This is a genomic window from Methylobacter sp. S3L5C, from assembly GCF_022788635.1.
Classification (GTDB): domain Bacteria; phylum Pseudomonadota; class Gammaproteobacteria; order Methylococcales; family Methylomonadaceae; genus Methylobacter_C.
In genome coordinates this window covers 2,785,156-2,799,882 of sequence record NZ_CP076024.1, presented here as the reverse complement: position 1 = coordinate 2,799,882, position 14,727 = coordinate 2,785,156, and the positions used below count along the sequence as shown (strand labels likewise).

Genomic DNA, 14,727 nt, shown 5'->3' with positions numbered 1-14,727 from the left:
TATTGATCAGACTTTGTAATACTCAAAATTCTACCAGAATAGTGCTTGATCTTTATCTTATTATTTGCGTATCTAACTGTAATTTATAGATTAATTACATTTGCGGTAGCAGTATTACTCTATAAGTGATAAATACCTTTTTTTACTCGTGTGCAAGTAAGGTGGGCAACCGTTCATAATTTTAGCCATGCTCTGTGATATAGTCAAGAATGATTAATCCCCATCCAAGGATGCGACGATTTCTTAGAGTCCGCTTTTTGGGGGAATCAAGGTATCGCCTTGATCGTCGGCTCAGGGTCGATAGTGCTACATGGCGAATGTCAGGTATAAGGAAGCGTAAAATCATAGACGACCGGCAACTATTGGCCAATGACAGGTCACAGATACTAAGCTGTCATTGAGGGAAACAGAGAATATGCTCCGCGCTCTCATAATTTACTCTAGCCACCCAAATCACAAAATGGCTTGATAGCCTTTTTTCTCTTTGGCTACGCATGAATTTTGTCCCACTATCTGCGTCTTCGTCTCGTGCCAAGTGAGAGTAATTCCGATAAAAGTTAATTTAGAGTTTTACAGCAGGGTAATTTTAGTTGGAAATGGTTCAAATAAAGAGGGATTGAGTACCCTATCAGATGAAAAAATTATATAATCTTAACCGGTACAGTTATGCCTTAATTAATTTTGTTCTGCTAAATATTTAAAGCAGCAATTAGATAAAAGTTTATGAAATATCTTTACGAAACCGTAGCAGACAACATCGTTGCCCATATCGAACAAGGGGTTTATCGTCAGGGTGATCGATTGCCTGGCGTACGTAGCTTAAGTCAGCAAATGAATATCAGTGTCTCAACCGCCCTTGAAGCCTATCGACTATTGGAGGATCAAGGGCGAATTCAGGCTCGTGCGCGGTCGGGCTATTATGTCAGCGCCTATCATCGACAAGCTATCGCTGAACCGGATATTTCTGATCCACCCGCGACACCCTCCAGAGTAACAGGGCAATCACTAACTCGACAAATACTCTGGGCAGCTAAAAATCCTGGTCAAGTCAATCTGGGGGCTTCCATGCCTGATGCTGATTTTTTACCGATAAGGCCTCTGCAACAAACAACCAACAAAGTGATACGCCTGTTTGGTAAACACAGTTTTGATACCGATGAATTGCTAGGTAATCAAGAACTCCGACGCCAGATAGCAAAACGTATGGTCGAACTGAACTGCACTGATGGCCCTGACGACATCATCATTACCCAAGGTGCCAGGGATGCCGTTAGGCTCGCGTTAATGGCGACCTGTGAACCTGGCGATGTTATCGCTATTGAATCTCCCACATTCTACGGTTTGTTGCAAGTGATCGAATCTTGCGGCATGGAAACACTTGAAATACCAACGCATCCGCGAGCGGGTATTTCCCTGGAAGCACTGCAACTGGCCCTTGAACAGTGGCCGATCAAAGCCTGTCTGGTCATTTCCAATTTTAATAACCCGCTCGGCTCCTGCATGCCCGATGAACGTAAGAAAGCTCTGGTAACATTGCTGGAAAAACACGAAATCCCCTTGATTGAGGATGATGTTTATGGCGATCTTTGCTTTGACTCAAAACGGCCGTCTGTTATCAAGTCTTGGAGTCAACAGGGTGAGGTACTTTACTGCTCATCCTTTGCCAAGACATTGTCACCTGGCTTGCGAATCGGCTGGTTGATGCCGGGACGTTATAAGGAAAAAGTAGAAAACTTAAAATATATGTTGCACCAAGCCACGCCGACACTCAACCAGCTTATTATTGCCCATTTTCTGGAACACGGCGGTTACGATCGTTATCTGCGACAGGTACGGCAACAATATGCCCGTAGTGTCGCCCGTACGGTGAAAGCAGTGAGCCTTTTTTTCCCTGATGGCACCCGGATGACGCAACCGGAAGGCGGTTTTGCATTATGGGTCGAATTACCGGAAGGTATAGATGCCATGGAATTACACCGGCGTGCAAGCCTGGAAGGCATTATCATCGCCCCCGGACCACTATTCTCGACTACGCAAAAAAAATACAGTAATTTTATCCGACTCAGTTGTGCAGTTCCGTGGTCTGATAAAGTGGAGCGGGCGCTAAAGAAATTGGGGGATATGGTTAGGGATTTGATAATGGAACGGGTAGTTTAATTTTGGTTGGGACTTTATAGCTTAACCGGTTTCCGAAGCAATAATACCCAATCAACAATATGATTTATAGCAAAAACAAGCTCAGAAAGGCACGAAAAATATAAAATTTTTCGTGCCTTTTGTCTTTTATAGACGAATTTTTGGATAGTTTTATTATTAATGCATTGTCTACATAATCGTCTTGATCCAGCCCGTTTTAATAGTCCTTACAACACACTGTCAACCTTTGCAGCCTCCAACTTACCCTGAATGACTTCCGCTAAATAGCGAGCATCTTCAGCAACTCCCAGAAAGCGGCCTGAACCCCAGGTGTTAAGCCAAGGCAAGCCGATAAAATAGAGCCCCTCGACATTGGATACACCACGCTGGAATTGTGGATGCCCGTAGTCATCGAAACCAGGAAGCTCTATCCAACTGTAGTCCGGTCGAAAACCAATCGCCCAGATGATTGAGGTAATACCTGCTACATCGGCATCGACAGTCAAGGGATCAAATTCCGGTTCCCAGACCTTCTGGAATGGCGGTTCAACCGGTGCATCAATATGGTTATTAGCGATATAGCGGTCAATATCGTTACGAATATTCACATAGACTTCGTCAGCTTCATCAAGGTTGTCGGTCAGATTAGGCCGAAACTCCAGGTTAGTACCAGATATATTGCTCATGCTGCCATATAAGCGAACACCTTCCAGTGCAAATTTACGCAGATTGATTTCATGACCGCCGTCACGTCCGGTAAGATAATGATTGGTTTTGTGACGAACCGCATCGCCCATTGGATGATTGTCCAAGGTCAGTTGGTAAAAACCCAGATCATATAGCCATTCCGTGGTTTCTTTGCCACGATACAGGCGTGGTGAACGGGGTGCGTTGCCAACGGCCAAATGCACTTTACGGCCTGCCAGATGCAGATCTTCCATTAGTTGTACGCCGGATTGTCCGGTACCCACAACCAACACCTCACCCGCAGGAATCGATTGCGGGTTACGATATTGCACGGAATGGATCTGGGTAATATGATCCGGCAGGTTTTGTGCATAATCAGGAATAATCGGAATGTTGTAGCCACCGGTAGCCACAACCAGATGGTCAGCAGTGAACTCGCCTTTGCTAGTCGCGACCTCAAGTCGACCTTGGCTATCTCTATGAACACGAGTCACCGCGACACCTTCAGTTAACGGTGCGTTAATTTTTTTGGCAAAGGCTTCAACGTACTCAACAATCTCGTCCTTAAGCATGAAACCTTGAGGATCATCGCCTTGATAAGGGAAATCCGGCAAACGACATTGCCAGTTTGGAGTCACTAGGCAAAAGGTATCCCAACGATCGTTTCTCCAGGAATGGGCAACTCGATTTTTTTCAAAAACGATATGACTAATATGTAATTTTTTCAGATAATAGCTTACTGACAAACCGGCTTGACCGCCACCGACAATGATGACCTGATAATGTGGGCGTTGATTGTTTTCCTGGTGATTATTCATGCAGTCTTCTCTTTCTTGTTGGGTAACGGTTGGTAGTTCTATAGCTGTTGATAATTTCTGATGTCGTCTGATTTTGCAGACGCTTACTCAATAAATTCGTCCACCCATACCTTGGGATTTTCAGCATTAGAAAATCGTGCAGCTATGGTTTCAATTTCAGCCAACTGGCTCATGGCGCTGGAACAGGTATAACCGTATTTTTGGCGGACGCGCTCACTAGCGATATCAAGCGCTGTTCGGCTACGGCTAACAAAATCGTTCAGTTCATAAGTTTCTCCAGGCTTTAAAAAATCCTTAATCACTAGCGAGGGTGAATAACAAAGACTGGTAGATTGGTCCGGCCAACGGACGCGAAAATGCATTTCAGGCATGGGTAACACCTCTTGGAGTAGTCAATGAATGGTAAATATTTAAATGCGTGTGGGCTGAATTTTCCCAGGAAAATTCGTCACTCAAACGCTGAGCACAAGCCTGCAAGCCAGCGTTGGGAAATGCAGTAAGCGCTTGCAGCATAGCAACTGCAATCGCGTCACTGTCTTCCGGGTCGACCCAAAGACAGTCCTGCATCTGCAGATATTCGGTAAAAGGCTCTTGGCGAGAAACGATGACCGGCGTACCTGAAACAATGGCTTCCAGAACCACCAAACCAAAACCTTCCGCTAGCGATGGAAATACCAAAGCATCTGCCAAGCGAAATAGTGGCGGCATGTCCTGATCAGGCAATGGCCCGGTCAAGACCAACGATTTACCGGAACCCACTTCAATACCGCTGTCTGCGACGGCCTTATCGAATTGATCCCGATACTGACCATGATCGAGCAGACTGGCTCCGCCAACGATAATAAGTTGCGCGCGGGGAAGCTGTTTGAGTACGACACAAAAAGCGGTAAAAATGCGCAAAGTATTCTTGCGCGCCTCAATGCCACCTACGGCAAGAAATAGTGGACCACCACAATCCAGACCCAGGCGACTGAGCAGAATCTGATCATCCGGTTGAAGTACCGAATTAAAGCGCAGAGTATCAACGCCGTTATTCACTTGAATGGCGTTAATACCATAATCATTGGCGAGATTTTTATACCAACCGCGACTGACGCACAGAACTTGCTGTGCCTCTTTAAATGAACGGGTTTGCCATGCCATCAACGTTTGACTTTCAAAGCTATCAAGATGATGAACCGTACGGACAAAGCTGGCCAGGATGCCTCGCTCGACTAATGTTGCCAGGGCACAACCGCTGATGGCATCCTGGGCATGGTAAATATCGTAAGCAGGTATATTCGGTTTGGAAAAATAATCAATATAGGCCTGGATGCGCTGCCCTACTCGTGTGATAAAATCACCGGACAAAGCTGGCACCGATATTACTGAAGCAGGGCACTGAATCGCACGAAAAAACTGTTTACCGGGCTCGTCCGCAGCCATCAGCGTGATTTTTTGTCCACGTAAATAGAGGGCTTCGGCCAATTCCAAGGCATGTACTACTCCGCCTCTGGGATTGGTGGAATGAGTCAGCATGGCAATGCGTAAACTGGACATGACTTAAGCCGCGCTGTTAAGTTTTTTGCCACATCCGGTTAACGGACTGGCGTGTAAATCCCATAAAAGTTCCTCACTGTTACCATCAGCAAGACGTAGACGACCGGAGACATCGGTTTCACCAATGACAGCGCAGGCGATATCGCGTCGGGAAAAATGTTCAATAACGGCAAAGGTATTTTCAGCTTCCACGCTCAATACAAAGCCGTAACTGGGAAAGCAGCAAAGCCAGCGTTCCAAAGGTATTTCAGGTGGACATGGTATGGCGGTCACATCAATTACACCACCCAAAGCAGAACACTCCAATAGCATCAGTACTGTACCAATCATGCCGGCCATGCTGATATCCTTGGCAGCATCGCATAACCCGTCTTCGGCGATTTGAGGCAATATTTCAAGGTCCTCTCGCAATCGTTCAGCCGGAGCCTGAGTGCTGGCATCCCACCACGCATAAGGCTCACGAAATTGTCCTCGCAGATCGACCGCTGCTAAAAGCTTTTGTCCTGCCTTCGCGGAGAAACTACTAAGTAACCTGTTCGCACGGCCGAGAATCGCTACCGAAAGCTGAGAATGGTCGTTGCGGGTATTGCTATGTCCACCCACAATGGGGACCTTATAAATATCGGAGGCAGCGACCAGACCTTCCAGTACTGGTCGGGCTTTTTCTTCGCCATTACTCCATAACGCATCAACTACAGCAATGGGACGTCCACCCATCGCGTAAATATCGCTGACGTTTACCATCACACCGCAATAACCGGCAAACCATGGTTGAGTGTCGACAAATTCGTTCATGAAACCCTCTGCCGCCAATAACAAAAATCCGTTCTGATCAGGTATAGCAGCACAATCGTCACCAAAAATAATATCTCCAGCTTCCCGGTATGGCATTTGCCTGGATAGTATAGTGATCACAGCAGCGATATCACGCTTATGAGCCAGACCAAGGCTTTGGCTTATAGTTTGTGTCAGTTGGGCTAACTCGTTCATGACATAATCCGGCTGGTGGCTACAAAACCGGTGGCACCACCGTCATAAGGCGGATATTTATCCAGATCAGCCTGCATCAGATTATGTGGCCGCCCATGCAGCTCAATCTCTTTTTGGGAATGCCAATGCAGACGACGAAACAAAGGAACATTACGACGTTGCACTTGAGCTAAAAAGGTACGACAACCTTGAGCATGGGCGGTGGTAACCGCCAAACGAATTAACGAAGCCCCCAAGTGCCCCTGTTTACGGTATTCAACTGCCACAGCCAGCCTTGACCCCCACCAAATCCCCGGCTCTGACTGGTAAATACGAACAGTTCCGACCACTTCGTCAGGCAGCCCTGCGACACAGGCGATGGCGACGATAGGTATCGCAATACGATCGATTTCGTCAAGATCATCGCCTGAAAAAACCCCTTGTTCCTCACAAAACACGGCCTGTCGCAAACGCAACATTTGCTGATGCTCCCAGTTCTGAGTTGCCCATTTAACAAGGTACTCGCTGGCAACAAACGGCTTGATAAGTTCATTTAACATATCAGTCCTCGTAACTGGAAAGAGCAGAGCAGGCACCGCACTTGGCACAACCCGCTTTCACATCAACTGAGCGCAATCCTGCCTGCTTCAACATAACGCCTAATGGTTGCAGAAGCTCCCGCATGAAGCGCGGATCAGGGGATGGATGATGTTCAAGCGGCGTACCGGTAATGGGTATGAACGGTACTACAAAAGGATAAACCCCTTTGTTCACTAATTGTTCGGAAACAGCTAAAATTGCCTCCGCTGTATCGCCTAGGCCTGCAAGTATGTAAGTACTAACTTGACCTCGGCCAAATACTGCAACTGCGGCATCAAAAGCATTCATATAGCGATCCAGCGTTACGCTGGCCTTGCCTGGCATGATACGGGCGCGAACTTCAGGAGTAACCGCTTCAAGATGCATGCCCAGGCTATCGATGCCTGCCGCTTTCATGCGCTCAAACCAGCTATCGTCATCCGGTGGTTCGCATTGTCCTTGAATGGGTAAATCGACGGCTGCTTTCACGGCTATTGCACTTTCACATAGAATAGCGGCACCACGATCAGTAATGTTAGGCGTGCCGGTGGTCATTACCATGTGCTTGACGTTATCCAATAACACTGCGGCACGGGCAACTTCGGCCAATTGCTCAGGGGTTTTACGAAGGATGGTTCGCCCCGCTTCCAGCGATTGTCCTATGGCGCAAAACTGACAGGATTTTTGACGATTACTATAACGAATACAGGATTGCAATACTGTAGTAGCCAGCACGTCTGCAGCATGTAAGGTGGCTATATGGGAATAAGGGATGCCATCCAGGGTTTGTAAACCATAAAAACGCGGTTGGCGAGGAAACGTAATGGTCGCCACGGTATGACCGTCACGACGAATCAGGCTGTTACCCTGCGCATCCGGACTATCGGCAACGAATGGCGATAGACTGGCCGAAGCGGTGGAAATCGGGATCATAACGGTTCGACCACCCAAGGTCACTGCTTTATGATCTGAAGGACCAGCACCGCCGCGACGACCAGCTACGCCATACTCGGTTTCCACCAACCGTAAACCCAATGATTGTAGGTCGGTGATCAGCTGTGAGGATAGGGATTCAACGCTGGATGATTGATTCATGGGCGGATTACTCGCTGCTGTGGGTAGATGAAAATGGCGTAAATACTAACGGTTCGGTTGGGTACTGGTTAGATGGCGGGGTCTCACTAAACATCGGTACCGCCGGTTTGTCGTTAATCATCAGACTTAACAGTTCGGGGCGGGCATAATGACCGACGGAGTCCATCATGCGTTTACGTTTGGTGATCAGGGACATATCCAAATCAGCAATGACCATGCCTTCTCCAGAGCGCAAAGGTTCGGCCAGATGTTGACCTTCGGGGGAGATAATGGCCGTGCAACAACCGCCCCGTAAAGCCTTCTGTAAGGCCGGATCAGGCGTCACCGATTGAATTTGCTCATCACTTAGCCAGCCGGTGGAGTTAATAACGAAACAGCCGGATTCAAGCGCGTGATGGCGGATGGTCACTTCAATTTGCTCGGCAAAAACAGGTCCCACCAAGGATCCTGGAAACTGGCTGCAATGAATTTCCTCATGCTGTGCCATCAATGCGTAACGAGCCAGCGGATTGTAATGTTCCCAACAAGCTAGTGCACCAATACGTCCTATACCCGTCTCAACTACCTTGAGGCCTGAAGCATCGCCTTGCCCCCAGATCATGCGTTCATGGAAGGTTGGGGTAATCTTACGCCGCTTCAACACCAAACAACCCGTTTCATCAAAAATTAGCTGGGTGTTGTAAAGGCTCCCATGATCTCGCTCATTAACACCCAATACCACCACGATACCCAATGAGCGTGCTTGGGCGGCCACGGCATCGGTTACAGGTCCCGGCACTACGACGGCATATTCGTAAAGTTTCATATGAGCACTGCCCGAAGCAACCGGTGGCAGTATAAAAGAGAAATAAGGGTAATAAGGTATAAACGTTTCCGGGAATACGACCAATTGAGCGCCTTTTTTGGCTGCATCGGCAATGGCTTGGCAAACTTTTTCGAGGGTGCCGCCGGCGGAATCAAACACCGGTGCAATCTGTATCGCTGCAGCCCTAACAATTTTTTGCGATGTCATACTTTGTGCTCCTGTTACTGGTTTTATACCAGGCCCGAAAACGATTCCGGGCGCTGGCAGTAATTAGCAAAGACTTATAGAGTCCAGGTATCCAGAATGAAGGCGTTTTCACGATTATGGATCAACGCAATGTCTAATACATCAAGGGGGCTAATAGCTCGAACGCCCGGGATAAGGTTTGGTTCGCCAAGACCATAGATGGCTTGTAGCGCGAATCTACAGGCATAAACTTTACCGCCTTCCTCCATAAACTTATTAATCTGGGTAGTGTAATTTTGGTGTCCGGGAAAAGCTTCATCGCCCAAGCGTGGAAAACCTCGTTGAATTCCTAAGGTTACACCTGGCCCATATAACAGGATTGAGGTTTCAAAACCTTTGCGTTGCAGCCGTGTTGCTTGTAACAAATTTAAAAAACCAATGGAGCCTTCAAAGGCCACAGTATGAAACTTTACCAGTGCTTTTTCACCGGGTTGGGCTTTTACATCCTCAAATACTTTTTCTTCATAATCAACAAAAAAATCGCCTTTGACGTGGGCCGCTTTTTGAACTACTGGCATGGAATACTCCTCACTATAAGTGAAAAAACCCCTGCATCAAAAAGGTGTGATACAGGGAAGCTCTATAAACGTCAATCCATGAGGGGACTGACGGCTATAATTCTACAAGCGAGACAGAATTGATAACAGATTCAAAACAAAACAATTTTTCAAGTACAGATCATCATTTAATCAATCTGTTATGGTTAATAACCCTGGCAACTGTTATGGATAATTTGGTGCAGTGAATCCGAAATACTTAGTTTTTAAAATTTTTCAGATGATTGGAAAGAGGTGCTTTTAGAGGGAGTTATCAACAATTTCAAGATGGTAACGCGGATTTTATCCGACATACCAATGCCGACTGAATATTAGTTATACTCCAAGCGGTCAAGATTGCAGGTTTTTTAAAGCATTGAATACTATATATTACAAGGGGTTAATATGTTTCTGTTTTCCACATACGTGACCGCGCGGAGTATAGTTCGCTAGAACTGACTGGCCGCATTTCATTGGTAGGCGGTCATTCGAAGATCAGAAGCGAATGACTGGGTCGAAACTGCTCATTGAACAAAGAGCTAGTACTCAGTCAGCGTTGATATGTCGAATGATAGCCCCCATATAATGTCTTTACATTGCCATTAATAAACACCATTGAAAAAGAAATACATAGTACGACTAACGGAAGATGAACGCGCTTATTTGGGAAGTTTGATTCATACCGGAAAAGTGGCCGCTCATAAAAGGTTACACGCTGAAATACTGCTGAAAGCGGATATTAGCGAGTTAGGAGAAAAATGGCTGGACCGGCCAATAAGTGAAGCTTTTGGTATTTCAAGACGTACCGTTGAACGAGTCCGGGAGCGACTGGTTCAAGAAGGCTTGGAATCGGCTTTAAACCGGGCAAAGTCAATTCGGGTTAGAAGTCGTACTATTGATGGAGAGAATGAAGCCCGTTTGATCGCGTTAAGTTGTGGCGATGCACCTGAAGGGCGTAGCCGCTGGACATTACGTTTACTTGGACAGCAGATGGTTGAGCTGGGTTATATTGAAAGTGTATCGCATGAAACTATCCGGCAAACCTTAAAAAAAACGAATTAAAACCCTGGCAAAATAAAGAGTGGTGTATTCCGGCTAAAAAAAATGCTGAGTTTGTTTGTGCTATGGAAGATACGCTTGAGGTTTACAAGCGACCTTATGATGAAGCGCAACCACTGATTTGCATGGATGAAAGCAGCAAGCAACAGATTAAAGACACGCGAACACCAATACCGGCAAAGCCTGGCACGGTCGCTCGGTACGACACGGAATATGAGCGTAATGGAGTGAGCAATATTTTTATGTTTTTTGAACCCTTGCAGGGCAAACGGTTTGTTGAGGTAACCGATCAAAGAACGGCCATTGATTGGGCGCATCAAATTCGTAACCTGGTTGATGTCCATTACCCGCAGGCTAAACGTATTACCCGCAGGCTAAACGTATTACCCTGGTTATGGATAATCTGAATACCCATACTGGTGCCTCTTTATATAAGGCATTTGAGCCAAAAGAGGCGAGAAGAATTCTTGAAAAACTAGAAATACACTACACGCCCAAGCATGGCAGTTGGTTAAATATGGCCGAGATAGAATTAAGCATCCTGTCACGGCAATGTATGGATCGCCGCATTCCAGATCAAGAAATTTTAAAAACAGAAATTTCTGCGTGGCAAGAAAAAAGAAATACTATTGCTCGGCCTATGAAATGGCGGTTTACCACGGAGGATGCACGGATAAAACTGAAGAAACTTTATCCGACATTATCAGATTGACTGAGTACTAGCTCCATTCATTTGTTTATCAAACTTGGCGGTCCCAGAACGGCCATTTCTCGCCAGTGGCGACCGGCAGTTTTAGGGCGATGAATAAAGCAGAATAAAGTTCAACAATCTGCCAAAAAGAGATCCATATCTGCTTCTAAAACTGTCATTCAAAGACCGTCAGAGTACAATAAATAATAGTTGCGCAAGCTATGTAATATTGCTGGCATGCATTTTTCGAACGAATTTAATTGATTACTCTAAATATTTTTCATGGCATCTATTGCGTGAATGCGCTTTAATCCTGACCCTGCATTTTCAGTTAGCCACGTTTTAAAGTGTCCGTTTAAGCCTGATGGATGAGCTAAATGTATCCATAAACGATTGTCAGCATTAACAGCCATGGGGTTTATTGCCATGAAATCTCTAGGGAATAGTTCCTTAATAAGTGATTGGCAACTTTGTACATATGAATCAGTATTTCCTAAGAAGAATACAACTTTTACAGAAATAGGAATGCTAGTTAGGTACTTGTTGGAACATTTTTTAATTATGTGTGGTATCTCTTTAAAAGACTTTGTAATTAAAGGTCCAGTGCAAGCATATACATCTTTTCCTGTCTTATCGGAGGTTTTTTTATCTATGCGAGATACACTGCAACGAATTAATGAGCCGAATCCTATATTAGAATTAGGGTCATTGATCTTTTCGTCTGCTGTTTCATGAACCTTTAAGGCACCTAAAGCTTGTAGTGCTTGTGTTAATCTTGGCCGCATTCCTGCAAAAGCTATATCCTCAAATTTACCTTTTTTATATATACCTGCTTGCGTTGCGCCTTTTGAAAAACCGAGTACTAAATATTCAGGAATATCACCCCCCCATGCTCCAGGGTCGTTAATCATTCTCCACTCAGGATGTGGTTGGATTAATTCGTTATCCATAGATGTGTAACATTCACTACATTGTAATTTTCCGTGCTTAGGTAACATGTTTTATTCCATAAAAAATGCTTAGCGTCTAAAATTGCTAGCCAATTTAAAAAGAAGGTGGCATAGGCCACCCTTTGAGTTACGTCATTACAGCGCTAAGATACACCATGAAAGCGTTCTGGTTGCTGCTTAGATGTTTCACCATAATCGAAAGTCACTGAATTTGTTTAACTAAAAATATTTCTTACCAATACAATGCGTGAATGTTATTCATCTTCATACTCGATAGGCTCATCAGTTGCGTCAAGGTGACCAGTAAACCCTACATAGATAGCCTCAATTGCAGCTCTAGTTACGAAAGTCAGATTGCTTATTGCCATATAAAGAGAGCCTATTATGTTTGTAACTAAAGGCCATACAACTACGGAAATAATCTCACCAGGAAAGTGAATCACTCCGAATTGCAAGCCTACCGCGACTGACCGAAGATAATTACCTCGACTAACCAAAACCCTAACGTGTGAGGTCGATTTCAAGAACGTTCTACCTGGCTGTTCAATATTTGAATCTGCTGTATTCATGCGGTTTTCTCCAGTTATTTGAAATTAGGAAATTTATAGGTGACTTTTTGTAAACAAAAGATAATTAGATTAAGAATATTTAAGCTATAGTTTTTCAGAAATTAAATTTCCATGAAACGTCGTTTAAATCTTCAACAGATACCATTCATTCAAGGGATGGTATCTGTTGGCATAGGAATTATTTATCTGAAAATGTATAGTTATAAGCAGAACTATCTGTTTTACGCAGTTATAGCCATTGCCAATTAAAACAATGACTTTAACCGATTTTCAATCCGTTCTTCTCTATGTTTAATGAATCCCAAAAATTTTTCTGGCCTGTATAAAGCCATGTCTTTGGGAAGTAAATGCTGATCGAAAAAATTATCATTGCGTGATTGAATCCATATACTAAAATCCATTTCTTCTTTTTCGATGATCTCATCCCGCGATAGTAGTAATAAATTAGGCATACGACTTATATGTAAGTCTATTTCATTTTCAGAAACGCCCAGACTGAGCAACTTTTCATTATCAAATAATTTTTTCGGAAAAAGACTAACTTTTTGATAATGGTCATTTGCCCAATTGTTATTATCATAAAGAGTTGATAATGCTACAAAACCAAGTTTTTTACTGTAACTGATATCCATAAATTTCCCTATGGCAACATTGTCATACTCTAAGACTAGACGACCCCTCAAAGTCATTTTAGTGACTAATGATTTTGCAGGAAAATAATTAGACGAACCTATTTCATCGTCAATTACTCGTTTTGCCATACCAATAGTATTTGCAGATTGACCAGTAAAAATACCGTTAAGAAGTGCGCTACCCAACCATTGCCTAATTGATTTTTGATTTTCAGGGTCAATTGCCATTTTTTTTGCATGATCAAGATTAGGCAGTCCGTAAAAATAATAGGCTATTACCATAATCGCATTTACACTCGTCAAATTACGCTTGTCTACTCCAAAAAAATTTACTGTTCTAAATGAGAGCTCTAATGCATTTTTTATATTTAGCCAATTAGCTTCAATTAATTTGATATTTTTTTTGGTAAAATTTTGAGTCTTTAATGAAAAATCTGTTTTTAAACAGAACACTAAACTTGTTCTTAAAATAAAATCTCGATTAACATCATTTTTACTTTCAAGCTCTGAATTCAAATATAGAACCAAATTATTTATTTCATCCCGTGCATTTGTAGTCCAGTTCTTGGTAAGCATTGACATTAATATATCTGACTTACTGAGCTTTGTGCCGCCATCATTTGCTCGAATGAAAATTTCGACAACCTTGTCATAAGATGGGCTTGTTTCTGTGTAATAAGAGATTGACTTATCTTGACAAATAACATCATAAAGTTTTTCAAAATTAGTTTCAAAAACATCTAGTTGTTCTTTTGATAGTAATCCTGCTTGCTCAACTAAAGCATGCCGACGTTTTCGATATGTATCTTTATTGCAATCAAGAATATCACTTACCTTAAACCAAAATTTAGTAGAACTATAACGTGAAGGTGGGGTTTCAAAAAAATCAAATCCGTAGCGAGTCTGTTTAGGATTATCGTCATCTTCCATTTCTGCCGATGGATCTTTAAGTAAATCCAGGTAAAGTGCCTTTTTAATCGGACCATTTGGGTTTTTACGCTGATTCTTTGGGCGATCTGAATAGGATCCTATTAAACCGATCATCAGTGAGGTTAGTCGCTGCTGCCCATCCATAACTAAAGTTATATTGTCATTTTTTAGCAAATCTATTTTTTCATCTTGATTTTCGCCACACCTAAAATCTATTATAAATTTATAGATTTCTCGCTCTTCTGTATTTTTTTCATTCACATCCCAAAATAAGAAAGAACTGATCGGATAATTCTGCATCAATGAATCAAATAGACGAGTAATTTGATCGGTATCCCAAACAAATGGACGTTGTATATCAGGTAAAAAATATGATTTGTTAAGTTTTCCAAGTACATTAGCTATTGTTGTTGAATCGTACGACACTATATCTTCCTTATTGTTACTACAAAATTAGATTTTTGGATAGCAGAATAAATATATGCT

At 43.6% G+C, this 14,727-nt stretch carries 12 protein-coding genes and 1 pseudogene; 2 read left to right on the top strand and 11 right to left on the bottom strand.

The genetic code is table 11. The features are described 5' to 3' along the window. Positions 1 to 723: 723 nt before the first annotated feature. A complete protein-coding gene (locus KKZ03_RS12490; RefSeq protein ID WP_243217173.1) occupies positions 724 to 2,157 on the top strand; it encodes a PLP-dependent aminotransferase family protein in 1,434 nt (477 codons plus the stop codon). A gap of 206 nt (positions 2,158 to 2,363) precedes the next feature. Here KKZ03_RS12490 and KKZ03_RS12485 read toward each other — a convergent pair whose 3' ends face one another. The 8 genes from KKZ03_RS12485 to KKZ03_RS12450 form a co-directional block, all read right to left on the bottom strand. Further along, entirely contained in the window at positions 2,364 to 3,641 is a 1,278-nt protein-coding gene (locus KKZ03_RS12485; protein ID WP_243217172.1) for an MSMEG_0569 family flavin-dependent oxidoreductase, read from the bottom strand. Positions 3,642 to 3,724: 83 nt separating this feature from the next. Next, a complete protein-coding gene (locus KKZ03_RS12480) occupies positions 3,725 to 4,012 on the bottom strand; it encodes an MSMEG_0570 family nitrogen starvation response protein (RefSeq protein WP_243217171.1) in 288 nt (95 codons plus the stop codon). Next, positions 4,005 to 5,180, bottom strand: a complete 1,176-nt coding sequence (locus KKZ03_RS12475) for an MSMEG_0565 family glycosyltransferase (RefSeq protein ID WP_243217170.1) — start codon at positions 5,178 to 5,180, stop codon at positions 4,005 to 4,007. Before KKZ03_RS12475 ends, KKZ03_RS12480 begins: the two co-directional genes overlap by 8 nt. Positions 5,181 to 5,183: 3 nt before the next feature. After that, on the bottom strand, positions 5,184 to 6,170 hold the full coding sequence (locus tag KKZ03_RS12470) for a sll0787 family AIR synthase-like protein (RefSeq protein WP_243217169.1): 987 nt from the start codon (positions 6,168 to 6,170) through the stop codon (positions 5,184 to 5,186). Next, on the bottom strand, positions 6,167 to 6,709 hold the full coding sequence (locus KKZ03_RS12465; RefSeq protein ID WP_243217168.1) for an MSMEG_0567/Sll0786 family nitrogen starvation N-acetyltransferase: 543 nt from the start codon (positions 6,707 to 6,709) through the stop codon (positions 6,167 to 6,169). Before KKZ03_RS12465 ends, KKZ03_RS12470 begins: the two co-directional genes overlap by 4 nt. A 1-nt stretch (position 6,710) precedes the next feature. Further along, complete coding sequence (locus tag KKZ03_RS12460) at positions 6,711 to 7,823, bottom strand: MSMEG_0568 family radical SAM protein (RefSeq protein WP_243217167.1); 1,113 nt, start codon at positions 7,821 to 7,823, stop codon at positions 6,711 to 6,713. 7 nt (positions 7,824 to 7,830) lie between these two features. Continuing rightward, the gene (locus tag KKZ03_RS12455; RefSeq protein WP_243217166.1) at positions 7,831 to 8,835 is read right to left on the bottom strand and encodes a Nit6803 family nitrilase; all 1,005 of its coding nucleotides are present in this window, start codon (positions 8,833 to 8,835) and stop codon (positions 7,831 to 7,833) included. A gap of 74 nt (positions 8,836 to 8,909) precedes the next feature. Beyond that, positions 8,910 to 9,392, bottom strand: coding sequence for an MSMEG_0572/Sll0783 family nitrogen starvation response protein (locus tag KKZ03_RS12450; protein ID WP_243217165.1), 483 nt, complete (start codon positions 9,390 to 9,392; stop codon positions 8,910 to 8,912). A gap of 633 nt (positions 9,393 to 10,025) precedes the next feature. On the opposite strand from KKZ03_RS12450, the pseudogene KKZ03_RS12445 reads away from it, so the two are divergent. After that, positions 10,026 to 11,181: pseudogene (locus KKZ03_RS12445) on the top strand (IS630 family transposase). A gap of 248 nt (positions 11,182 to 11,429) precedes the next feature. Here the strand turns inward: KKZ03_RS12445 and KKZ03_RS12440 are convergent. The 3 genes from KKZ03_RS12440 to KKZ03_RS12430 form a co-directional block, all read right to left on the bottom strand. Next, a complete protein-coding gene (locus KKZ03_RS12440) occupies positions 11,430 to 12,158 on the bottom strand; it encodes a hypothetical protein (RefSeq protein WP_243217164.1) in 729 nt (242 codons plus the stop codon). A gap of 206 nt (positions 12,159 to 12,364) precedes the next feature. Beyond that, entirely contained in the window at positions 12,365 to 12,679 is a 315-nt protein-coding gene (locus KKZ03_RS12435) for a hypothetical protein (RefSeq protein ID WP_243217163.1), read from the bottom strand. Between the two features lie 245 nt (positions 12,680 to 12,924). Continuing rightward, the gene (locus tag KKZ03_RS12430) at positions 12,925 to 14,667 is read right to left on the bottom strand and encodes a DUF262 domain-containing protein (protein WP_243217162.1); all 1,743 of its coding nucleotides are present in this window, start codon (positions 14,665 to 14,667) and stop codon (positions 12,925 to 12,927) included. Positions 14,668 to 14,727: the final 60 nt, after the last annotated feature.